Here is a 23,180-nt window from a genome sequence, read left to right as displayed (position 1 = left end):
TCCGTCACCACGTGTCCGGCAGGCCCAGCAGCGCGCAGGCGCGGCGCGCGTTCGCGCGGGCCTCGGCGGCGGTGGCGCCGATCACGTTCAGGTGGCCCATCTTGCGGCCCTGGCGCGCCTGCGCCTTGCCGTACAGGTGCAGCTCCGCGCCGGGCAGCGCCAGCACGCCGGCCCAGTCGGGCGCGCGCTCGCGGCCGTCGGCGTCGAACCAGAGGTCGCCCAGCAGGTTCAGCATCACCACCGGCGAATGCAGCCGCGGCTCGCGCAGCGGCAGGCCGGCCATCGCGCGGACCTGCATCTCGAACTGCGACAGGTCGCAGGCGTTCATCGTGTAGTGACCCGAGTTGTGCGGCCGCGGCGCCATCTCGTTGACGACCAGCCGGCCGTCCTTCAGCACGAAGAACTCCACGCACAGCACGCCGACGTAGCCCAGGCCCGCGGCGATCGCCGCGGCGGACTGGCGCGCCTGCGCCTGCAGCGCGGCGTCGACGTCGGGCGCCGGCACCTCGGTGACGGCCAGGATGCCGTCGCGGTGCAGGTTCTGCTGGACGGGGAAGGTCACGACCTCGCCATCGGCGCCGCGCACGACCAGCACGCTGAGTTCCAGCGCGAGCGGCAGCATCTGCTCGAGCACGCATTCGACGCGGCCGAGCTCGTCGAAGGCCGCGGCCAGTTGCGCGCGGTCGGCGACGCGGCGCTGGCCCTTGCCGTCGTAGCCCAGGCGCGCGGTCTTCAGGATGCCCGGCAGCAGCGCGTCGGGCACGGCCGCCAGGTCGGCGGCGGCGCGCAGCACCGCGTACGGCGCGCAGAGCACGCCGCTGGCGTCGAAGTGGGCCTTCTCGCGGGCGCGGTCCTGGCAGACGGCGACCGCCGCGGCGCCCGGCGCCACGACGCGCGTGCGCGCCAGTTGCTCCAGCGCGCGGGCCGGCACGTTCTCGAATTCGGTGGTGATCGCGTCGCAGCGGCGCGCGAGGTCCTCGAGCGCCGCCGGGTCGAGGTAATCCGCCTTCAGGTGTTCCTGCGCGACGGCGCCGGCGGGGCTGGCCGCGTCGGGGTCGAGCACCACGCAGCGGTAGCCCAGCGCCTGCGCGGCGTGGACGAACATGCGGCCCAGCTGGCCGCCTCCCAGCACGCCCAGCGTGGCGTCGCCCGGCAGCAGCGGCATCAGCGCAGCTCCTCGGTCATCGCGGTCGCGGCGGCGGTCTGGCGCTGGCGGAAGGCGTCGAGCTTCGCGCGCAGCCCGGGGTTGTCGCGGGCCAGCATGGCCACGGCGAACAGCGCCGCGTTGCCCGCGCCGGCGGTGCCGATGGCGAAGGTCGCCACCGGGATGCCCTTGGGCATCTGCACGATCGAATGCAGCGAGTCGACGCCCTGCAGGTGGCGGCTGGCCACCGGCACGCCCAGCACCGGCACCAGCGTCTTGGCCGCCAGCATGCCCGGCAGGTGGGCGGCGCCGCCGGCGCCCGCGATGATCGCGCGCAGCCCGCGGCCCTCGGCCTGCTCGGCGTAGCGGAACATCTCGTCGGGCATGCGGTGGGCGGAAACGACCCGCGCCTCGAACGGCACGCCGAACTCGGTCAGAATGTCGGCGGCGTGTTTCATGGTCTCCCAGTCACTGCTGGAGCCCATCACCACGCCGATGACGGGGACGATGGCGGGAGTGGTGGCGCTGCTCACGGGTCGGTCCTCGATCTGTCAAATCGTGAAACCTTGAATTGTAGGCGGGCAGCCTCAGGTGCCGTTCTTGCCGCTTGGCGAACGTCGCCAGCCCCCGCCGTCCTCCCCCCACCATGACCGACATCACCCTCCAAAACTTCGAAGCCGACCTGTTGCAGGCCTCCATGCAGCAGCCGGTGCTGCTGGACATCTGGGCGCCGTGGTGCGGGCCGTGCCGCACGCTGGGCCCGATGCTGGAGAAGCTGGAGGTGGCCTATGCCGGCCGCTGGAAGCTGGCCAAGCTCAACAGCGACGACCAGCCGGAGATCGCGACCCAGTTGAGCCAGGCCTTCGGCGTGCGCTCGATCCCGTTCTGCGTGATGTTCGTCGGCGGCCAGCCGGTGGACGGCTTCGTCGGCGCGATCCCCGAGGCGCAGATCCGCGAGTTCCTGGACCGCCACGTCCCGACCGGCGAGGCGCTGGAGGCCGAGGAGGACCTGGCCGAGGCGCAGGCGCTGCTCGAGGAAGGCGACGCCGACGGCGCGCTGCAGAAGCTGCAGGCGGCGGTGCACGCCGATCCGGCCAACGAGACGGCGCGCTTCGACCTGGTCCGCGCGCTGCTGGAGGACGACCAGCTGGCGCATGCGAAGGCCGCGTTCGAGCCGGTCGCGCACCGCGCCGCCGACACGATCACGCCGCATGCGCGCTTCCAGGCGCTGGCCGCGTGGATCGCCGCGGCGGAGCGGGCCGAGCAAGGCCTGGATCCGGCGGCGCTGCAGGCGGCCATCGGCGCCAACAAGCGCGACTTCGACGCGCGCTTCGCGCTGGCGCAGGGCCTGTTCGCGGGCCGCGACTTCACCGGCGCGATGGACGAACTGCTCGAGATCATCATGCGCGACAAGGCCTGGAACGAGCAGCTGGCGCGCAAGACCTACGTGGCCATCCTGGAGCTGATGACCAAGCCCGCGCAGCCCACCCATGCCGGCGCGGCGCCCCAGGCCGGCGGCCTGCAGCTGTCGGGCCCGAGCACCGTGGCCCCGGCCGACCCGCTGGTCGACCAGTACCGCCGCAAGCTCAGCATGGCGCTGTTCTGATCAGAAGAGCACCCGCGCCACCCCGGCGCGGGTGAGCCGCTCCAGCTCCTGCGGATCGGCTTCGCCGTCGGTGACCAGCACGTCGATGTCGGCGCAGTCGCAGACCCGCATGCGGCTGCCCTGCCCCAGCTTGCTGGCATCGGCCAGCATCACCCGCTGGCGCGCGCGCGCCAGCATCGCCTGGGCCACCGCCACCTCGGCCCACAGGTAGCTCATCGCGCCCTGGCGAGCGTCCAGCGCCGTCGGCGACACGAAGGCCACGTCGACGCGGTGCCGCGCGATCTCCGCCACGGTGAACTCGCCGAAGGTCGCCGAGGTCTCCGGCACGTAGCCGCCGCCCAGCATCAGCACCTCGTGCCCCTGCCGGCCGGCCATCGCGTCGCACACGGCCACCGAGTTCGTGATCACCCGCAGCTCCTGCGCCTGGGCCAGGGCCTGCGCCAGCGCGTGCGTCGTCGACCCCGCGTCGATGAACAGGCTCATTCCCGGCTTCACCAGCGTCAGCGCCTGGCGCGCGATCGCCTGCTTCTGCCGCCGGCGCGACTGCGCGCGCTCCGCGTAGCTGGCCTCGGCCGGCACCTCGGACTGCACCGCGCCGCCATGCACGCGCGCCAGCTTGCCGCCCTGCTCCAGCTCGATCAGGTCGCGGCGCACCGTCTCGCGCGACACGCCCAGCTCGCGCGCCGCCTCGTCCGTCGTCAGCCGGTGCCGCTCCCGCAGCAGCAGCAGGATCTTGTCGTGTCGTTCCTGGGACCACATGGATCGCTTGTTCTCCCTTGGCTTGTCCGGCGGCGAGCTTGCCTCGCCACGCCGGACCCCGCATTCACCCAAACCCGCGCAGCAACTTCGTGACAGTTTGAGGATTCATTTGTGATGTTGTGGATTTCCAGCATCACAGGCCGGTTCTGCTGTGGTTTTTCGTGTTTGTCGTTGTTTTGTCGTGGACGGTTGTGACAGTGCGGGGCGTTCGATATCCAAACCGACGCCCTCCGACACCTCCTCACCGCACCGAGTTCCACCATGAAGCACCCGATGCCCACCGCCCTGGTCCTGGCCCTGAGCCTGGCCTACGTCGTCCCCGCCGCCGCCCAGTCCAGCGACGCGGCCGCCGCTTCCTCCACCACCGCCGCCGCGGCCGCCTCCGACCGCGCGGAACTGGAGCGGGTCACCGTCTCCGTCGGCCGCGGCCAGCTGCGCTCGGTGCAGAGCCTGAGCGGCGTCGAGTTCGACAACGCGCTGGCCGGCAGCAGCCCGCTGCAGACCGTGGCGCGCCTGCCCGGCGTGAACTTCCAGGCCGCCGACGGCCTGGGCAATTACGAGTGGTCGACCCGCTTCACCGTGCGCGGCTTCTCGCAGAACCAGCTCGGCTTCACGCTGGACGACGTGCCGCTGGGCGACATGTCCTACGGCAACTTCAACGGCCTGCACATCAGCCGCGCGATCTCCAGCGAGAACGTCGGCCGCGCCTCGCTGTCGCAGGGCGCGGGCGCGCTGGAGGCGGCGTCCTCGAGCAACCTGGGCGGCACGCTGCAGTTCTATTCGAGCGACCCGCTGGACAAGTTCGGCTTCCGCGCCTCGCAGACGGTGGGCAGCGAGTCGACCCGCCGCACCTTCGTGCGCGTGGACAGCGGCCAGTCGGTGCTGGGCCAGTTCTACGTCAGCTACACCAACCAGGACGCCGACAAGTGGCGCGGCGAGGGCCAGCAGAAGCCGGAGCAGTGGAACCTGAAGTGGGTGAAGAACGTCGGCGACAGCCGCCTGTCCGCCTTCATCAACACCTCGCGCCGCAAGGAAGTCGACTACCAGGACCTGTCGCTGGACCTGATCCGGCGCAAGGGCGACAAGTTCGACAACTTCTATCCGGACTGGAACGCCGCGGTGAACGCCGCCAACACGCTGTGCAAGGCGCCCAACGCCGTCGCCGCCTGCGACGACCAGTACTACGCCGGGGCCGGCCTGCGCAACGACGAGCTGGCCGGCGCGACCGCCGATGTCCGCCTGGCGCCGAACGCCACCTGGAAGACCACCGCCTACTACCACCACAACAAGGGCGCGGGCCTGTGGTTCACGCCGTACAACCCGACGCCGGCGCTCAAGGACGCCAACGGCGCGGACGTGCCGGGCACGGCGTCGCCGATCTCGATGCGCACCACCGAGTACGGCATCCACCGCTGGGGCGTGGTCTCCAACGCCGAGCTCGAGCTGGGCGACCACCTGCTCAAGGCCGGCGTCTGGTTCGAGGACAACGACTTCGACCAGGCCCGCCGCTTCTACGCCGCCCGCACCGGCGCGGTGCCCAGCGTCTACGAGTTCCCGAGCAACCCGCTGTCGACGCAGTGGCAGTACGGCTTCAACACGAAGACCTCGCAGTTCTCGGTGTCCGACACCTGGTCGGTGACCAAGGACCTGACCGTGGGCGCCGGCTTCAAGGCGCTCAAGGTCAAGATCAACGGCAAGCGCGAGGTCGGCACCGACATGCCGTCGGGCACGATCACCGCGCAGAAGGGCTTCCTGCCGCAGCTGGGCCTGAACTACCGCCTGTCGGCCACCGACGAGCTCTACGGCACCGTCGCCCGCAACATGCGCGCCTACCAGGGCGCGGCGACCGGCACCTCGCCGTTCGCGACCAACGCGGTCGGCTTCGACGCGATCAAGGGCACGCTCAAGCCCGAGACCTCCGACACCGTCGAAGCCGGCTGGCGTACCAGCGGCCGCGGCTACGAGGGCTCGGTCAGCGCGTACTTCGTGAACTTCAAGGACCGGCTGCTGAGCATCCAGCAGGGCAGCGGCATCCAGGGCAATCCGGTGGTGCTGTCCAACGTCGGCGACGTGCGCGCCACCGGCATCGAAGGCGCGCTGTCGATCCGCCTGGCCTCCGCCTTCACCTGGTACAACAGCGTGAGCCTGGCCAAGTCGACCTACCGCGACGACGTCGTCAGCGACGGCAAGCCGGTCGCCACCCGCGGCAAGCGCGTGGCCGACGCGCCCGACACGATGGTCAAGTCGCAGCTGGGCTACGACGACGGCGCGCTGTTCGGCACGATCGGCGTGGACTACATGTCCAAGCGCTACTACTCGTACACCAACGACGCCTCGGTGCCGGACCGCACGCTGGTCAACGTCAGCGCCGGCTACAAGATGAAGAACGTGTCGATGCTGCGCGAGCTGAGCCTGCAGGCCAGCGTGACCAACCTGTTCGACAAGCACTACATCTCGACGATCGGCTCCAACGGCTTCACCAACAGCGACAAGGACGGCACCTACGCCACCTTGCTGCCGGGTGCGCCGCGCCAGTTCTTCGTGACGCTGACCGGCAAGTTCTGACGTCCATGAGCGCGCATGCCGATGACGACGCGCCGGGCGTCGCCCCGCTGACCCGCCGGCAGCTGCTGGCGCGGTCGCTGGCCTCGCCGATGGCGGTGCCGCTGGCAGCGCCGGTGCTGCTGCCGCTGGCGAGCTGCGCCACGACGTCCGGGGAGGCGCCCGCCTCCCCGGCGTCGACGGCGGCCGGCGCGACGGAAGTGCCGCCCCCGCGGCGCTTCCGCGTCGCCTTCGGCTCCTGCGCGAAGCAGTCCAAGCCGCAGCCGATCTGGCGCGCGATCGGCGCGGCGCGGCCCGACCTGTTCGTGTTCCTCGGCGACAACCTGTATGCCGACGCCCGCGACGAGGCCACGCTGCGCCAGCGCTACGCCGAGCTCATGGCGGTCAAGCCGCTGCAGGACTTCCGGCGCGCGACGCGCCACGTCGCGATCTGGGACGACCACGACTTCGGCGACGACGACGAAGGCGCCGACTACCCGCTCAAGGCGCTGTCGCAGCAGCTGTTCTGCGACGCCTGGGGCGAGCCGGCGGACTCGCCGCGCCGCCGGGCAGACGGCATCTACACCAGCACCGTGTACGAGGCCTTCGGCAAGCGCATCCAGGTGATCCTGCCCGACCTGCGCTTCAACCGCACGATGCTGACGATGGACCCGGCGCTGAAGTCGAGCTACGCGGCGATGGTGCTGCGGGCCAAGCTCAGCGGGCAGCCGATGACGGGCTGGTACGTGCCGGACCCGCGGCCCGAGGCGACGCTGCTGGGCGAGGCCCAGTGGCGATGGCTGGAAGCGCAGTTGCGTGTGCCGGCGGACGTGCGGCTGATCGGCTCGAGCGTGCAGTTCGCGGCCGACGGCAGCGGCTGGGAGTGCTGGGCCAACTTCCCGCGCGAGCGCGCGCGCCTGGTCGAGCTGATCCGCGCCACCGGCGCCGAAGGGGTCGTCTTCATCAGCGGCGACATGCACTACGCGGAGCTCTCCAGCGTCGAGGTCGAGGGCGGCTACCCGCTGTGGGACGCGACCTCGAGCGGGCTGACCGAGGTCTGGGACATCCCGACGCCCAACCGCAACCGGCGCTCGGCGGTGATCGCGGAAGTGAACTTCGGTCTCGTGGACATCGAGCCTGTCACCGAAGGGGAGGATGATCTGCGACTTCGCATCGCGCTGTGCGACGTGAATGGAAAGGCCAAGGTGACGAAGGACCTGCTGTTGTCGGACCTGCGTCGGCCGGCCAAGGAGACGACCGCATGACCGTGTCCCGACGCGCCCTGCTCCGGACCCTGCCCGCCCTGTGCGGGCCTTTCGCCCTGGAGGCCCTGGCCCAGGGCGGCATGCCGGCCTCGCCGGCGCTCGACGCCCTGATGACCGCGGCCCGCAAGGAGGGCCGCGTGCACAGCCTGGGCATGCCCGACGACTGGGCCAACTGGCGCGCCACCTGGGCCGACCTGCAGCGGCTGTACGCGCTGGCCCATGTCGACACCGACATGAGCAGCGCCGAGGAGATCGCCAAGATCGAGGCCGAGAAGGCCAACGCGAGCGCGGACATCGGCGATGTCGGCTTCGAGTTCGGCGCGATCGCGAAGGCGCGCGGCATCACGCAGCCCTACAAGCCGACGACCTGGGCGCAGGTGCCCGACTGGGCCAAGGACCCCGAGGGGCACTGGGCCCTGGCCTACACCGGCACGATCGCGTTCGCGGTGCATCGGCAGCGGGTGAAGGACGTGCCGCGCAGCTGGCAGGCGCTGTTCGCGTCGAAGGCGCGCGTGATGATCGGCGAGGTCGGCCGCGCGGCGCAGTCCAACGCGGCGGTGCTGGCCGCGGCGGTGGCGCTGGGCGGCGACGAGACGCGGCTGCAGCCGGCGCTGGCGGCCTTCGCGGCGCTGGCCAGGGACAAGCGGCTGATCGGCACCAACGCGACGCCGGCCCTGATGGAGCGCGGCGAGGCGGACGTCTTCCTGCTGTGGGACTTCAACGCGCTGTCCTACCGCGCCAAGCTCCCCAATGCCGCCGACTACGAGGTGCTGATCCCGTCCGACGGCTCGGTGACCAGCGGCTACACGACGATCGTCAACCGCTGGGCGCCGCATCCGAACGCGGCGATGCTGGCGCGCGAGTACATCTTCAGCGACGCCGGCCAGATGAACCTGGCGCGCGGCCACGCGCGGCCGATCCGGATCGCGCAGCTGAAGCTGCCGCCCGACCTGAAGGCGCTGCTGGTGCCCGAGGCGCAGTACGCGAAGTCGCGCGCGCTCAAGCCCGCCGTCTGGACCGAGGAAGTCAAGAAGCTGCCGCGCGCGTGGCAGCGCGAGGTGCTGGGAGCGGCTCGATGAGCGGACCGATGACCGGGCCGATGGGGGGATCGATGGGGACATCGAGGCTCGATGCGCCGGACGGCCGCGCGGGCGATGCGACGGCACCGGCGGGGACGAGCCGTTCGCGCAAGCTGGTGGTGCTGCTGGCCGACGGGCTGCGCGCCGATACCGCGCGTGACTACATGGGTTACCTGCAGGCGCTCAACGAGGCGGGCCGGGCGCAATGGCGCTCGCTGCGCTGCGAGCTGCCGAGCCTGTCGCGGCCGCTGTACGCGACGGTGATCAACGGCGAGCCGCCGTTGACCCACGGCATCCTGGGCAACGGACAGGCGGGGCAGCGGCTGGAGCGCCACCTGTTCCAGCGCCTGGGCGCGGCCAAGGTGCCGAGCGCGATCGCCGCGTACCACTGGTTCTACGAGCTGCTGGCCGGACAGGTCTTCGATCCGCTGCGCCATCGCGACCAGGTCCTGCCCGGACTGGGCGTGGCCGGCGCGCGCTGGTACTGGGAGGACGACTATCCCGACAGCCACCTGCTGGCCGACGCCGAATCGCTGCGGCGCGCGCATTTGGCGGAAGCGCCGGGCGCGGCGCTGCTGTTCGTGCATCCGATGGGGCCGGACCTCGCCGGCCACCTGCATGGCGGCGAGTCGACGCAGTATTCGATGAGCGCGCGCAAGCTGGACATGCTGCTCGCGCAGCTGCTGCCGCGCTGGCATGCGGACGGGTTCGACCTGCTGCTCACCAGCGACCACGGCATGCACGCGGACCGCATGCATGGCGGACCGCTGCCAGTCGAGCGCGAGGTGCCGCTGGTCTGGGCGCCGCACGACGGCGCGGTCGGGCTGGAGCTGCCGGATCGGCAGACCGGCGTGGCGGGATGGATCCTGGAGCGGCTCGGCCTGCCCGCCGCGATGCCCGAGCGCGCGATCGCCGACCGCGCCGGCGCGGACCGCCTGGGAGCCACGGCCGCGGCGATCGCGGCGGTGGCGGGGACGGCCCACGAGGATCCGGCCGCATGCCGCTGAACGCGCGCAACGCCTGGCGCTGCGCCGGACCGCTGCTGCTGCTGACCGGCGCCGCGCTGGTGCTGCCCTTCGGTTGGCGCGCGGTGGCGATCCTGGGCGACTGCGTGTCGCACGGCGACGGCTGCGCGATCGGCGAGTTGACGGCGGACGGCTACTACCTCGAGGCGGCCTGGAACACGCTGTGGCTGAGCGCGCTGTCGGCGCTGATCGGCCTGGCGATCGGCCTGGGCGCCGCGATCGCGCTACTGCGCCTGCCGCGGATGGCGGGACCGGTCACGCTGCTCGCCAGCCTGGGCGCAAACTTCTCCGGCGTGCCGCTGGCGGGGGCGCTGCTGTTGCTGTTCGGCGCGCAGGGCGTGGTGACGGTCACGCTGCAGGCGCTCGGCCTGGCGCCGTGGATCGACCTGCAGGGCCCGGGCGGCCTGCTGCTCGCGTATGTCTGCTTCCAGGCGCCGCTGGCCGCGCTGCTGCTGATCGCGCCGGTGAAGATGCTGGACGCCACGCTGCAGGACGCGGCGGCCACGCTGGGCGCCGGGCCGGTGCTGTACTGGCGGCGCGTCGGCCTGCCGCTGATGCTGCCCAGCGGGGTCGAGGTCTTCGGATTGCTGTTCGCCAACGCGGCCGCGGCCTTCGCGACGCCGTTCGCGATCAGCGGCACGGCGGCGCATGTGCTGGCGGTGCGGATCGCCGCGCTGGTCAGCGGCGACATCTTTTCGCAGCCCGAGTTGTCGGCGCTGCTCGCGCTGGTGCTGTTCGCGATGCTGGCAGCGGTGCTCGGCCTGACGCGCTGGGTGGCCGCGCGGCTGCGCAGGGGGCACGCATGAAGGCCCGGCCTCCCTGGCTCCGCCCGACGTGGTCCTCGCTCGCGCTGGCGGCGCTGCTGATCGCGGTGCTGGTGCCGATGGCGGCGCTGCTGCTGTACGGCCTCACCGGCCGCTGGGACCGCCACTGGTGGCCGGAGGACCCGACGCTGCGCTGGATCGCCGAGGCGGTGCTGGATCCGCGCGTGCAGGGCGCGGTGCTGCGCACGGCGCTGCTGGCGCTGGCGAGCGCGACGCTGGCGTTGCTCTTCGGCGCGCTGGCGACGATCCCGGCGGCGCTCGCCGCGCAACTCGATACCGATCCCAAGGCGCGCGCGCTGCGACGCACGCTCGACCTGGTCGCGCTGCTCCCCTTCGCGATCGCGCCGGTGGTGATCGCGATCAGCGCGCTGGAGCTCTTCGTCGGCCGCTGGGGTGGCTGGCTGCCCTTGCCGCTGGTCTACGTGGCGGTGGTCGCGCCGACGCTGTTCCCGCTGATCCACAAGACGCTGCAATCGGCGCTGGCGCAGCTGAACGCCGCCTCGCTGATCGAAGCCGGCCGCACGCTCGGCGCCAGCGACGCGCTGACGGTGCGCCGCGTGCTGCTGCCGATGCTGGCGCCGGCGCTGCTGGCGGCCTTCCTCCTCGCGTGGGTGACGGCGGCGATGGAATTCGCGATCGCCAACCTGCTGCTCGGCGGGCAACTGGAACTGCTGCAGCCGCTGATGAACAGCCTGCGCAACGCCAACGGCCACCAGGCCGCCGCGCTGATGGTGCTGGCCTTCGCCGGCGTGGGCGCGATCGTCGCGGCGGTGGCCGCGCTGACGCGGCGCTGGACCGCCGCCGCTTGACCTCGAAGAACGACCGATGACGCCGACCGTTTCCCCTTCCGATACCGCCAGCGACTCGTCCGCCGATACGTCGCCGGCGACCGCGCGGCCCGCCGAGGCGGACGCGACGCGCGCCGCCCAACTCGCGATCCGCGGCGCGCAGCTCGCGCTGGGCGGCCGGCCGGTGCTGCGCGGCATCGACCTGACGCTGGCGCGGGGCGAGGTGGTCGCCCTGCTGGGCGCGTCGGGCTGCGGCAAGACGACGCTGCTGCGCTCGATCGCCGGGCTGCAGCGCCTGGACGAGGGCTCGATCGCGATGGACGGCCGCCACGTGCAATCGCTGCCACCGCAGCAACGCGACATCGGCATGGTGTTCCAGCACTACGCGCTGTTCCCCAACCTGTCGGTGCGCGAGAACATCCGCTTCGGTCCGCTGGCGCGCGGCGAGGACGCCGCGGTCGCGGACGCGCGCGCCGAGGAGCTGCTCGCGCTGATCGACCTGAAGGCGCTGGCGGACCGGTTGCCGCAGGCGCTGTCGGGCGGCCAGCGGCAACGCGTGGCGCTGGCCCGGGCGCTGGCGACACGGCCGATGCTGCTGCTGATGGACGAACCGTTCTCGGCGCTCGACGAGCACTTCCGGCTGCCGCTGCGGCGGCAGTTCCGGCAGTTGCAGCGCCAGCTCGGCCAGAGCTGCGTGATCGTCACGCACGACCGCGAGGAGGCCTTCGAGATCGCCGACCGCGTCGCGGTCATGTTCGACGGCGTCATCGCGCAATGCGCGTCGCCGCGCGAGCTGGGCCGCGCGCCGGCGAATCGTCGGGTCGCGGATTTCCTGGGCATGTTCAACCGGCTCGACGCGACGACGCTGGATGGTGGATGGCGCCGCGACACGGGTCACTGGATCGCGCCGGTGGAGGCGCTGACGCTGAACGGCACCACGGCGGGCACAGGCGCGGTGCCTTGCGGCGCGCTCGGTTTCGACGCGGTCCTGCGCGCGAGCTACCCGGGCCAGCAGCGCGTCGCCTGCGAGCTCGAAGGCCCGGGCGGCCAGACGCTCACGATGTGGCGACGGCACGAGGACGCCGAACTGTCGCCGGGCAGTGTGCTCCAGGTCGCGATCCCGGAGCCGGCGCTACGCTGGATCGAGGACTGAAGGTTCGGCCGACGGCCACGTGTTACTGCGCGAGCCCCGGGCCGGTCTCCACCATCAGCCCAAGCCGGCCCAGCCCGTCCTCCGTGCCCTGGATGCGCTGCTCGACATCGCGATGCCCGTCGAAGTAGGCGAGCTGCTCGGTGTAGACCATGCGCGCGCCGGCGTCCACGGCCTCGAACTCCACGGTGACCAGCGACGCCGACAGCTTGCGTCCACCGATCGCCATGTCGTAGGCGAAGACGATGCGCCGGTCGTCGACGATGTCGAAGAAGACCTTCTCGACGACCTGCTCGCCAAACTCGGTATGCCGCGCGTGATACGACTCGCGACCGAGCGGGCGGAAATCGAGGCTGTAGTGGACGACGTTCTCCGGATGGCAATCGGACCATTGCCGTTTCGCCTCGGGGTCGGCCCAGGCGCGGAAGACCGCGGCGGGGCTGGCGCGGAAGGTGCGCTCGATGACGAAGCTGGTGTGCATGGTGGGGATCGGCGTCATCTCATTTCCTCTTCGGGGATTCGGCGGCCAGGTAGGCGTCGAGGCGGTCGAACTGCGCGTTGAGGTCGGCCTTGCGTTGGGCGACCCATCGGTCCATCGCGGTGAAGGCTTCCGGGACGAGGCGATAGGTGCGCACGCGACCGGACTTCTCGGAGGCGACGAGCCCGCCGGCTTCCAGCACCGCGAGGTGCTTGACCGCCGACGGCATCGCGATGCCCAGCGGTGCCACCAGGGCTGTGGCCGAGGCCGGCCCGATGCCGAGTTGGTCGAGCATGTGCCGCCGCGTGGCGTCGGACAGCGCGAAGAACTGGCGATCCAGCAGATCGGGATCGATCGGGGGTGGCGACTTCACGGCGCCCGTGACGGCAGATGCGCGAGGCATGTCAGGCCTCCATCGCCGGGCGATAGCGCGGATGGAAGTGCGGGCTCAGCGACATCGTGGCATTCCTCAACAGTTTCCTATGGCGGAAAGTGTAGTCAATACTTTCCTGATTGTGCAAGCGTTGGATGCCGTCGCCCTGCGAAGTTAGGGGCATCGCTTTCCCGTGCGGTCGCCTAAGTTCTTTGGCTCTCGACCCGGGAGTGGAACGGAGGATGCGATGAAGAAGATCGTCGTGAAGGCGTTGTTGGCCGCGAGTCTCTGCTGCGTGACCTTGATCGCTCCGGCGCCCGCGCTGGCGGGCGACTGGCCGCTCGTGATGGGCGACTACTGGGAGGTCACCGGCGTGCATCTGAAGGACGGCGGCGCGCTGTCCTATGCCGAGTTCCTGGCCAAGGACTGGAAGGCGGACCAGGAGTTCGCCAAGTCCAGGGGCTGGATCAAGGGCTACATGGTCCTGGGCAACGTGCACCCGCGCAAGGGCGAGCCCGACTTCTATCTGATCGTGATGACCGAGCGTCTCGTCTCCGGCCCGGAAAGCGAGAAGCGCAACGACGAGTACCTCGCTTGGCGCAAGAAGACCGAAGCGCAGATGCAGAAGGAATCGGGCAACCGGCTCGAGATCCGCGAGATCGGCTCGACGACGTTGTGGCAGGACCTGAAGTTCAGGTAGCCGTCGACTACACCCGCCCCTGCGCATGCCCCCACGCGACGGCCTCGGCGAGCGTCCGGAACGACTCGCCGTGCGTGGCCGCGCCGCGCTCCTGGAAGAAGAACTCCCAGCCTGACCGCGACGCGAGCAGGTACCACCCGTCGCGGGTGTCGGGCTCCCACGAGAAATCCACCGGCAGTTGCCGCAAGCGCGCCAAGGTCGCGGGCTCCGCCGCGAGCACCTCCGCGAGCGCGAGGTCCGGATTCGCGCGAGCCAGCGCGGCGATGTACTCGTTACCGTTCATGACGATCTCTTTGCCAGGAAGCGGAGCTTAATCGGCGCCTCGGCCGGGAACGCCCCTTGCTCCCTGCCCATTCCCCGTCCCGGGATGCATCGCGATAACGTCGAACAAGGAGGACCCGATGGACGCAGCCTCTCTGAAACTCGGCCTGGTCGGCAATTGCGCCGTCAGCGCGCTGATCGACGACCGCGCCCGCGTCGTCTGGTGTTGCGCGCCGCGCTTCGACGGCGATCCGGTGTTCCATGCGCTGATCGACTCCCCCGACGGCATCGGCCTGGACGGCACGTTCCAGGTCGTGCTGGAAGACTTCGCCCGCAGCGAGCAGGCCTACGACCACGGCACCGCGGTCCTCCGCACCCGGCTCTACGACGCGCACGGCAACGCGATCGAGATCACCGATTTCATGCCGCGCTTCTTCCTCAACGACCGGCCTTACCGGCCCATGATGCTGGTTCGCCGCATGCGTCCGCTGCAGGGCCATCCCCGCATCCGCGTGGTCCTGCGCCCGGTCATCCAGTGGGGCTCGGCGCACCCGGCCCGCACGCGCGGCAGCAACCACCTGCGCTTCGTCAGCCCGGAGGGCACCATCCGGCTGACCACCAACGCGCCGCTGACCTACGTCCAGGAAGAGACCCCCTTCGCGCTGGACATGCCGATGAGCTTCATCTTCGGTCCCGACGAGACGCTGGACCGCAGCGTCGAGGACATCGCCCGGCAGCTCGAGGAGAAGACCGTCTCCTACTGGCGCGACTGGACCCGCCGGCTGGCCATCCCGCTGGAATGGCAGGAAGCGGTGATCCGCGCCGCGATCACGCTCAAGATGTGCCTCTTCGAGGAGACCGGCGCCATCGTCGCCGCGATGACCACCAGCGTGCCGGAGGCGCCGCACACGCAGCGCAACTGGGACTACCGCTACTGCTGGCTGCGCGACGCGTTCTTCGTCGTGCGCGCGCTCAACAGCCTGTCCGAGACCGGCACGATGGAGGATTACCTGCGCTGGATGCGCAACATCATCGGCCAGTCCAAGGACGGCCACGTGCAGCCGCTCTACGGCATCGGGCTGGAGGCCAAGCTGACCGAGTACCTGGTCCCGCACCTGCGCGGCTACCGCGGCATGGGCCCGGTGCGCGCGGGCAACCAGGCCTTCGAGCATTTCCAGCACGACGTCTACGGCAACATCGTGCTCGGCTCCGCGCAAGCCTTCTTCGACCACCGGCTGCACCAGCGCGCCGGCATCGACGAGTTCGCGTTGCTCGAGCGCGCCGGCGAGCAGGCCTTCGCGATCCACGACAAGCCCGACGCCAGCATGTGGGAGCTGCGCACGCGGGCGCGGGTGCACACCTCGTCGGTGCTGATGAACTGGGCCGCGTGCGACCGCCTGGCCAAGATCGCGCGGGTGCTGCGGCTGCCGCAGCGCGCGGCGCTCTGGCAGGACCGCGCGGACCTCATCAAGCGCAAGATCCTGGACAACGCCTGGAGCGACCACCGCAAGGCCTTCGTCGAGAGCTTCGGCGGCAAGGACCTCGACGCCAGCGTGCTGCTGATGACGGAGGTCGGTTTCATCGACCCGCGCGACCCGCGCTTCATCAGCACCGTCGACGCGCTGGAGGCCTCGTTGTGCGACGGGCCCTACATGCGCCGCTACGAGGCGCCCGACGACTTCGGCAAGCCCGAGACCTCGTTCAACATCTGCGCGTTCTGGCGCATCGACGCGCTCGCGCGCATCGGCCGCGTCGACGAGGCGCGCGACATCTTCGAGGCGCTGCTCGCGGCGCGGAACCACCTGGGCCTGCTGTCCGAGGACACGCACCCGGTCACCGGCGAGCTGTGGGGCAACTTCCCGCAGACCTACTCGATGGTGGGGATCATCAACGGCGCGATGCGGCTGTCGCGGCCGTGGGAGTCGCAGATCTGAGGTCGACCAGCGGCTCGCGACGCCCGCCCGGATCGTCCGCCGACCGCTGATCGCCCACCGCGTGCGATCCGGCACGGCCGGCCCGGGAAAGCCCGCCCCCGTCCGGCCCCTCTTCGCGGCGCGTTCACCGCAAAATCCGGCCCCGGATCCGGAGGGAGGGATTGACGATGAACACTGCCGACTTCGAGCAGATGGTGGCCCGCCTCGAGCGGGAAAGCGAACAGGCCCCCGAGGCCTACAAGATGAAGGTGGCGCTGCTGGCGCTGGCGGGCTTCGCGCTGCTGGCGGTGCTGCTGTCCTTCGCCGGGCTGGGCCTGGTGCTGCTGGCCGGCTTCGCCTGGCTGCTGATCACGACCGGCGGCGGTGCGCTGATCCTGCTGCTCAAGCTCGGCAAGCTGCTGATCCTGCTGGCCTTCCCGCTGTGGTTCCTGGTGAAGGCCTCGTTCTCCGCGCTGTTCGTGCGGCTGCCCGCGCCTACCGGCCTGCCGGTCACCCGGCAGCAGGCGCCCGCGCTGTTCGCCGCGCTCGACGACATGCGCCGTCGCATGCGCGGCCCGCGCTTCCACCACGTGCTGCTGATCAACGACATGAACGCGGCCGTGGTCCAGCGCCCGCTGTTCGGGCTGATCGGCTTCCCGCGCAACTACCTGCTGCTGGGACTGCCGCTGCTGGAGTCCTCGACGCCGGACGAGGCGATGGCCGTCGTCGCCCATGAATACGGGCATCTCGCCGGCGCGCACGGCCGCTTCGGCGCCTTCATCTACCGGCTGCGGCTGTCGTGGGGCACGATCCAGGCCCTGGCCGAGCAATGGTCCGGCTGGACCGGACGGCTGCTGCGCAAGCCGGTCGATTGGTACGCGCCCTACTTCAACGCCTACACCTTCGTCCTGGCCCGCGCCAACGAGTACCAGGCCGACGCCGCCTCCGCGGAACTGGTCGGCGCCGCGGCGGCGGCCTCGGCGCTCAAGCGCGTCAACGTCAGCGGCGGCAGCTACGACCGCTTCCTGACCGACACCTTCAAGACCGCGCGTTCCGAGAAGACGCCGCCGTCGGACCTTTCGGAACGCTGGGCCCGCGCCGCGCTCGCGCCGCAGGCGCCGGAGCTGGCGGACAAGGACCTGCGCGCGGCGCTCGCGCGCGATCCCGGCGTCGCCGACACCCACCCGTCGCTGCGCCAGCGCCTGCTGGCGCTGGGCCTGGCGGATGCGCAACTGGACCAGTTGCCCGTGGCGATGCCGGCCTCGCCCGCGGCCTCCGCCGCCGGCACCTGGCTCGGCGACGCCCTGCCCGCGCTGCGCCGCGACCTGCAGGAACGCTGGCGCGACGACATCGCGCTGGGCTGGCGCGATCAATACGGCCACTGGGCCAGCCTGCGCGAACGCGCCGACGCGCTGCGGGCCCTGCCCGAACGCAGCGTCGACGAGGCCTTCGAACTGCTGCGCCTGAACGCCCAGCTGCTGCCGGACGAGGATCACCTGAGCGCCGTGGCCGCCTTCAACGCGGCCCATCCGGACCGTGCCGGCGCGCTCTACCTGGAAGCGCTGCTGCGCCTGGACAAGGACGACGAGACCGGCCTGGCGCTGCTCGACCGGACGATGGCGCTGGACGGCGACGCGGTGCGCCCCGCTTGCGAGCGGGCCTATGAATTCCTGAAGCAGCGCAAGGACCCGCGCGCCGAGCAGTACGCGCAGCGCTGGCAGCAGCGCGGCGAGTGGGAGGCCACGCGTGACCAGCAGGTCGCCCGGCTGGACCCGAAGGCCGAGGCGATGGGCAGCGGCCTGTCGCCCGAGGCGCTGGAGGAAGCGCGTGCCCGCGTGGCGGCGGTGAAGCCGGCCATCCACGAGGCCTGGATCGCGCGTCGCCGGATCCCGGCGGATCCGGACGCGGTGGCACTGATGATCGTGGTCCGGTTCTCGCGCTGGACGCGCGCGAGCAAGCGCGAGTCCGCGCTGCAGGAGCTGGTGCAGCAAGGCTGGCCCGCGACGATCCACATCTTCAACGACGAAGCGCCCTACACCGCGCTCCACAAGCGCGCCCGCGCGGCGGGCGAGCGGCTGATCTGAATCGCCGGGAAGACGTTTTCGCCCCCTTCCGGTGCGGGCTACGCCGTGCTTGAATCGGCATCGCCCCGTTGAGCCCTGGTCCAGTGACAAGTTCCTACCTCCGGGGGTGGTGACAGGTCTTGTCCATTGTTGAAAACGCGCGCGGGCAGGCGCGCACCGGCGCGCAAATGCCGGTTCCACGCCGTGGCTGCCACGGCATCTTTCATTACGGGTTCGTGCGCTCCGCGCGTGCCGCGCCAACGCTTCAAATCCTCGGCAAAGAAGCCTTGCAGGGGGATTCATGCAGCGTGACGACGACCAGCGTCTCGAAGCGGCCAAAGCGCGTCCGCGTCGTGTCGATCTCTTGCCCGGCGCCTCGCGCCGCCGCGTCCTCGCCGCGCGCTTCGCTGCCGGGCTCATCGCCACCGGTCTGGCGGGCGCCGTTTTCGCGCAAGCGGTCACGCTGACGCCTCCCAACCTGGCCGGTCCCGCGCTGGTGGGCGGCATCAAGGGCAACGAGGGGGCCTTGCCCACCGGCGACGCCGCCTACGTGATCCCGGTCCAGTTGCCGCCTGGCACCGCCGGCATCGTGCCGACCCTGCAACTCGCCTATGCCAGCCGCGCGGAGGAAGGCTTGCTGGGACGGGGCTGGGCCATCGGCGGCCTGTCGCAGATCACCCGCTGCGGCAAGACGCTCGCGCAGGATGGGCTGCATCGTGGCGTGGACCTGACCGCCGTCGATCAGTTCTGCCTCGACGGCCAGCGCCTGATGCTGCGCTCCGGCACGCATGGCGCGGTGGCCGAGTACCGGACCGAGCTCGACCAGTTCAACCAGGTGACCAGCACCGGCACGAATCCCGCGGCCGGTCCGACCAGCTTCACGGTGCGCTCCAGGGATGGACTGATCCACACCTACGGCGGGACGGACGACTCCCGGATCGAGGCCCAGGGCAAGACAGCCATCCACACCTGGGCGCTGTCCCGCGTGCAGGACCGCCGAGGTAACTACTACGACATCGACTACGAGGAGAACAACGCGACCGGCGAGTTCTACCCGGCACGCGTGCGCTACACCGGCAACTTGCGCACGGCGACGCCGACCTACAACGCGGTGCGCTTCGTCTACGAGACGCGGCCCGACCCGTGGAACGGACACGTGATGGGATCGCTGATGCAACGAACGCGCCGGCTGACCGCGATCCGGACCGTCAAGAACACGGATGGCGCGGGCGCCGGCGGCGACCTGGTCCGGGAAGTCCGGATCGCCTACGCCGTTAGCCCCACCTCGGGCCGCTCGCTGGTCGTCGGCGTCTCCGATTGCGACGCGCAGGGCAGTTGCCTTCCGGCCACCACCTTCAGTTGGACGACGCGCGATCCCGCGGCCAATACCTCCTATGCCGCCGGCAGCGGCATCTGGGGCGGGCCGGCCATCACGATCGAATCAACCGCCAAGCAACCGATCCCGTCGGAGCAGGTGAAGGCCAAGACGCTGATGGGGGACTTCAACGGCGACGGCGCCACCGACCTGCTGTACGCCGACGGCGGCAGCGCCTGGAAGGTCTGCCTGGCCGCGAAGACGACCTTCAACTGCCAATCCTGGCCCGCCGTCGCGGGCCGGTCAGAGGAGGCGCTCGTCGGCGACTTCAACGGCGACGGTCGTTCCGACATCGCCCTGCTGCCCACCGAGTTCAACGTCAAGGGCAACTACACCGTGTGCCTGTCCACCGGCAGCGGCTTTGCCTGCCAGGCCTGGTCCGCGCAGACGGCCGGCAAGAGCGCCCAGCGCTACCTGGTCGCGGACATGGACGTCGACGGCCGGGACGATCTGCTGGTGCTGGACTTCTATGGCGGCTACCTCTGCCGCTCCAACGGGACCGGCTTCGATCCCTGCATGGCCCAGGCCAACCTGGGCGCCGCGCTGCAGATGGGCGACGACCCCGAGCTGCGCACGCGGATCGTTCAGCGGCTGGGTGACCTGAACGGCGACGGCAGGCCGGACATCATCAAATACAACATGCGGACCGGCACGCCGGCCTCCGGCCACTGGCAGGCCTACGTCGCGGTGGACGGCGGGTTCGCTGCCTGGCCGGCGGCCGCCAGCGCGGGCATCGCGCTGGGTCCGCTGCAGCCGGGCCAGTCGCTGGTCGCCGACTACAACGCCGATCCCTTTGGCGCCTACGGCGACACCGCCGCGGTGGTCGGGACCAGCGATCCGCTCCAGCCGAAGATGGAGATCTGCCGCTCGACGGGCGTGTCGCTGGTCTGCACGACGCGGCCTTACGCCTCGGCCACCCAGATGCCGTTCGAAGCGCTGGCGGACCAGGACCGCGACGGCCGCATCGACGGCTTCGGCTACGGCTACCTGTGCCAGCTGTCCGACACAGCGGTCACGCCGTGCGCGACGCTGACCGGCCCGCCCTTCCAGGGCGCGTTTCAGATGGCCACGCTGGTGGGCGACTTCAACGGCGACGGCCTTCTCGACCGAGCCTTGTACGAGCCCGCCGCCAACGGAAATCCCGCGCGTTGGGACGTGCGCCTCACCGGCGCGGGCCGCTACGTCGACCTCCTCGAACGCGTCGACGAGGGCGGCGGCCGTTCCGTGCGCTTCACCTATGCCGGGTTGGACGATCCGACGGTCCACGAAGCCGGTCCGCTCGTCGCCTATCCCGCTCGGCGCGTGACAGCCGGACAGGCGGTGCTGTCCCGCCTGGAGACGAGCAACGGGCTGGGCGGATGGTTCGCCAAGGACTATCGCTATGCCGGCGCCCAGATCGACCTGCGCGGCCGCGGCAGCAACGGCTTCTCGCGCGTCACCGAGATCGACCGGACCCGCAACACCACCACGGTGACGACGATGTCGCAGGCCTTCCCCTACACCGGCGCCGTACTCTCCCGCACCCGCACGCATGCCAACGGCGTGGTGCTGTCGCAGGAGAACTTCACGCCGGCGAGGCTGGACACGGGCACGGGCACGGTCCACACCTACGCGAAGTCCGGCACGACCACCGAGCGCGACCTGGACGGCACGCCCCTGCCGACCGTCACGCAAGCCGTGGACGACGGCGGCATCGATGCCTACGGCAACCTCACGAGCGTGACGGAAACCGTCACCGAGCCCGGCGGCGCGGTGTGGAGCTCACGCACGACGGCGCAGTACGACAACCGCGTCGCCGACTGGCTGCTCGGGCTCAAGACGCGCCAGCAGGTGACGAAGACCGCGCCGGCGGGCGCCGGCGGCCTCGTCGCGCCGGCGCTCACGCTGACGCGATGCGTGGCCGGTCCGGGCGCCGTCGCGCCCAACCGGGACGTGACCACCTGCAAGCTCGGCAACACGGGCCAGACACCCGCCAGCGGCATCGTCTACGGCGGGCCGGCCAACGTCACCGTCACCGGCCCCGCGACTTGCCCCGCGGGCACCGCCGACTGCGGCACGGTGACCGCGCAGAGCGGCACCGCGGCCGGCCAGTACACCGGTGCGATCACTGCCACGCCGACCCTCGGCACGCCCGGCTCCGCGAACGTGAGCCTGCTGGTGCGCGCTCCGGCCACGCTCGTGCTGGACACCTGCTCGGCCAACTCGGGAACGGTCACGCCGACGCCGGCGACCTTGTCCTGCCGGGTCCGCAATGCCGGCGAGGTGGCCGCGCAGTCGATCAGCTACGGCGGCGTCTCCGGCGCCACGATCGCCGGCCCCACCGGCCGGTGCGATCCCGGCGCGGTGTGCGGCACCGTCACGGTCACGACCGGCACCGCGGCGGGCAACACGACCGGCACGTTGACGGCCACGCCGGACGCCGGCATCGCCGGCACCGCCACCGTCAACCTGTGGGTGTACACGCCGGGTCAGCTCGCGCTTGGCAATTGCTCCTCGACCTCGCCCACGGTGGCGCCCTCCGCCGCGCGACTGACCTGCACGGTGAGCAACACGGGCGGCACCTCGGTGGCGTCCATCGGCTACGCCGGCGCGCCCGGCACGAGCGTCAGCGGCCCCACCGGCGCCTGCGCCGCCCAGAGCGCGTGCGGCACCGTGACCGTCACCACCGGAACTGCCGCGGGCACCTACACCGGCACCCTGAGCGCGAACCCCAACACCGGCGGCGCCGCGCAGACGCCCATCAACCTGACCGTGCTGACACCGGCGCAACTCACGTTGGCCAACTGCGCGGTGAACTCGCCCACCACGACGCCGTCCGCCGCCTCGATGAGCTGCACGGTCGGCAACAGCGGCCAGGCCGGCGTGAGCTCGATCACCTACGGCGCGGTCGCCGGAGCCTCCGTGTCCGGGCCGACAGGCGCCTGCGCGGGCGGGGCCGCCTGCGGCACCGTGACGGTCACCACGGGCACGGCGGCCGGCGCCTACACGGGCACGCTCGCCGCCACGCCCAACGCCGGCGGCGGCGCGAGCCTGGCGGTGAACCTGCAGGTGCTGACGCAGCCGCAGCTGGCCTTCAGCAACTGCGCCGTGACCTCGCCCACAACCGCGCCGACCGCGGCGACGATGCAGTGCACGGTGAGCAACGTCGGCCAGACCGCGACCGGATCGATCAGCTATGGCGCGCCGGCGGGGGTGTCCGTCGCCGGGCCGACCGGCGCCTGCGGCGCGGGAGCGGCCTGCGGCACGGTCACCGTCACGACCGGCACGGCCCCGTCGATCTACGCCGGTACGTTGACGGCGACTCCCGCAGGCGGCGTGACGGGCAGCGTGGCGGTGAACCTGCGGGTCTATCCGCCGCCGCCCAGCGTCGCCAGTTCGCCGGTCTTCCCGATCTCGTTCACGGGCAAGGGGCTGCCGACCTACAACGTCAACGTCACCGCCAACGTCACCGACGGGCTGGCTCCGTTCACGTACCAGTGGTCCTCGCTCAGTTCCAACAACACGGCCGCCTTCATCACCAACCCGACGTCCGCCACCGCGTCCCTGTCCACGCGGATGACCGTGGCCTGCGAATGGGGCAGCGCGGTCTATCGCGTCGTCGTCACCGACGCCCTGGGCCGTGCCACCAGCCTCGACATGACGATGAACATGCGGTCGACCAGCCCGCCGTCCGGACAGGTGTGCCCGTGAGCGCGGCCATGACGCCGGTGCAATCCGACAACAAGGGGGTTTCCATGCAGGCGAGACAGCGATCGACTGTCCTGGCAAGGTCTCTGGCCAGGTCCCTGGGGCACCTGGCGGTCGCGGCCGCCGCGGGCCTGGTGGGTGCCGGCGCC

The 23,180-nt window shown here is 71.2% G+C and carries 18 protein-coding genes; 12 read left to right on the top strand and 6 right to left on the bottom strand.

The window, feature by feature from the left end; translation table 11 throughout:
• Positions 1-4 precede the first annotated feature (4 nt).
• Both N5D62_RS13045 and purE read right to left on the bottom strand, forming a co-directional pair.
• Complete coding sequence (locus tag N5D62_RS13045) at positions 5-1,165, bottom strand: 5-(carboxyamino)imidazole ribonucleotide synthase (protein ID WP_279758252.1); 1,161 nt, start codon at positions 1,163-1,165, stop codon at positions 5-7.
• Complete coding sequence (purE, locus tag N5D62_RS13040; protein WP_279758280.1) at positions 1,165-1,629, bottom strand: 5-(carboxyamino)imidazole ribonucleotide mutase; 465 nt, start codon at positions 1,627-1,629, stop codon at positions 1,165-1,167. Before purE ends, N5D62_RS13045 begins: the two co-directional genes overlap by 1 nt.
• A 161-nt stretch (positions 1,630-1,790) precedes the next feature.
• On the opposite strand from purE, the gene N5D62_RS13035 reads away from it, so the two are divergent.
• Positions 1,791-2,750, top strand: a complete 960-nt coding sequence (locus N5D62_RS13035) for a tetratricopeptide repeat protein (protein ID WP_279758251.1) — start codon at positions 1,791-1,793, stop codon at positions 2,748-2,750.
• On the opposite strand, the gene N5D62_RS13030 is transcribed toward N5D62_RS13035, so the two are convergent.
• Positions 2,751-3,509 (bottom strand): DeoR/GlpR family DNA-binding transcription regulator, encoded by a 759-nt coding sequence (locus N5D62_RS13030; RefSeq protein WP_279758250.1) that lies wholly within the window; start codon positions 3,507-3,509, stop codon positions 2,751-2,753.
• Positions 3,510-3,770: 261 nt separating this feature from the next.
• Here N5D62_RS13030 and N5D62_RS13025 point away from each other — a divergent pair, with 261 nt between their 5' ends.
• From N5D62_RS13025 to N5D62_RS12995, 7 genes are read left to right on the top strand one after another with little or no spacing between them, the layout of a single operon-like run.
• On the top strand, positions 3,771-6,074 hold the full coding sequence (locus tag N5D62_RS13025; RefSeq protein WP_279758249.1) for a TonB-dependent receptor: 2,304 nt from the start codon (positions 3,771-3,773) through the stop codon (positions 6,072-6,074).
• Positions 6,075-6,079: 5 nt separating this feature from the next.
• Complete coding sequence (locus N5D62_RS13020) at positions 6,080-7,315, top strand: alkaline phosphatase D family protein (protein ID WP_279758248.1); 1,236 nt, start codon at positions 6,080-6,082, stop codon at positions 7,313-7,315.
• A complete protein-coding gene (locus tag N5D62_RS13015; protein WP_279758247.1) occupies positions 7,312-8,394 on the top strand; it encodes an extracellular solute-binding protein in 1,083 nt (360 codons plus the stop codon). Before N5D62_RS13020 ends, N5D62_RS13015 begins: the two co-directional genes overlap by 4 nt.
• Complete coding sequence (locus N5D62_RS13010) at positions 8,391-9,401, top strand: alkaline phosphatase family protein (RefSeq protein ID WP_279758246.1); 1,011 nt, start codon at positions 8,391-8,393, stop codon at positions 9,399-9,401. Before N5D62_RS13015 ends, N5D62_RS13010 begins: the two co-directional genes overlap by 4 nt.
• On the top strand, positions 9,392-10,225 hold the full coding sequence (locus N5D62_RS13005) for a hypothetical protein (RefSeq protein ID WP_279758245.1): 834 nt from the start codon (positions 9,392-9,394) through the stop codon (positions 10,223-10,225). The genes N5D62_RS13010 and N5D62_RS13005 overlap by 10 nt, the downstream gene beginning before the upstream one ends.
• Entirely contained in the window at positions 10,222-11,052 is an 831-nt protein-coding gene (locus N5D62_RS13000) for an ABC transporter permease subunit (protein ID WP_279758244.1), read from the top strand. Before N5D62_RS13005 ends, N5D62_RS13000 begins: the two co-directional genes overlap by 4 nt.
• Positions 11,053-11,068: 16 nt before the next feature.
• Complete coding sequence (locus N5D62_RS12995; RefSeq protein ID WP_279758243.1) at positions 11,069-12,184, top strand: ABC transporter ATP-binding protein; 1,116 nt, start codon at positions 11,069-11,071, stop codon at positions 12,182-12,184.
• Positions 12,185-12,206: 22 nt separating this feature from the next.
• On the opposite strand, the gene N5D62_RS12990 is transcribed toward N5D62_RS12995, so the two are convergent.
• Both N5D62_RS12990 and N5D62_RS12985 read right to left on the bottom strand, forming a co-directional pair.
• Complete coding sequence (locus tag N5D62_RS12990; RefSeq protein WP_279758242.1) at positions 12,207-12,680, bottom strand: SRPBCC family protein; 474 nt, start codon at positions 12,678-12,680, stop codon at positions 12,207-12,209.
• Between the two features lies 1 nt (position 12,681).
• On the bottom strand, positions 12,682-13,062 hold the full coding sequence (locus tag N5D62_RS12985) for a metalloregulator ArsR/SmtB family transcription factor (RefSeq protein WP_279758241.1): 381 nt from the start codon (positions 13,060-13,062) through the stop codon (positions 12,682-12,684).
• A gap of 217 nt (positions 13,063-13,279) precedes the next feature.
• On the opposite strand from N5D62_RS12985, the gene N5D62_RS12980 reads away from it, so the two are divergent.
• A complete protein-coding gene (locus N5D62_RS12980) occupies positions 13,280-13,732 on the top strand; it encodes a hypothetical protein (RefSeq protein WP_279758240.1) in 453 nt (150 codons plus the stop codon).
• 7 nt (positions 13,733-13,739) lie between these two features.
• Here N5D62_RS12980 and N5D62_RS12975 read toward each other — a convergent pair whose 3' ends face one another.
• Positions 13,740-14,015 (bottom strand): hypothetical protein, encoded by a 276-nt coding sequence (locus N5D62_RS12975; protein WP_279758239.1) that lies wholly within the window; start codon positions 14,013-14,015, stop codon positions 13,740-13,742.
• Between the two features lie 118 nt (positions 14,016-14,133).
• Between N5D62_RS12975 and N5D62_RS12970 the strand changes: the two genes are divergently transcribed.
• From N5D62_RS12970 to N5D62_RS12960, 3 genes are all read left to right on the top strand, one after another.
• On the top strand, positions 14,134-15,927 hold the full coding sequence (locus N5D62_RS12970; protein WP_279758238.1) for a glycoside hydrolase family 15 protein: 1,794 nt from the start codon (positions 14,134-14,136) through the stop codon (positions 15,925-15,927).
• Positions 15,928-16,094: 167 nt separating this feature from the next.
• Positions 16,095-17,990, top strand: a complete 1,896-nt coding sequence (locus tag N5D62_RS12965) for a M48 family metallopeptidase (RefSeq protein ID WP_279758237.1) — start codon at positions 16,095-16,097, stop codon at positions 17,988-17,990.
• A gap of 280 nt (positions 17,991-18,270) precedes the next feature.
• The gene (locus N5D62_RS12960) at positions 18,271-23,034 is read left to right on the top strand and encodes an FG-GAP-like repeat-containing protein (RefSeq protein ID WP_279758236.1); all 4,764 of its coding nucleotides are present in this window, start codon (positions 18,271-18,273) and stop codon (positions 23,032-23,034) included.
• Positions 23,035-23,180: the final 146 nt, after the last annotated feature.

Source organism: Mitsuaria sp. GD03876 (genome assembly GCF_029840635.1).
GTDB lineage: Bacteria > Pseudomonadota > Gammaproteobacteria > Burkholderiales > Burkholderiaceae_C > Roseateles.
The sequence above is the reverse complement of the archived record's forward strand: the minus strand, read 5'-3'. Positions and strand labels throughout refer to the sequence as shown.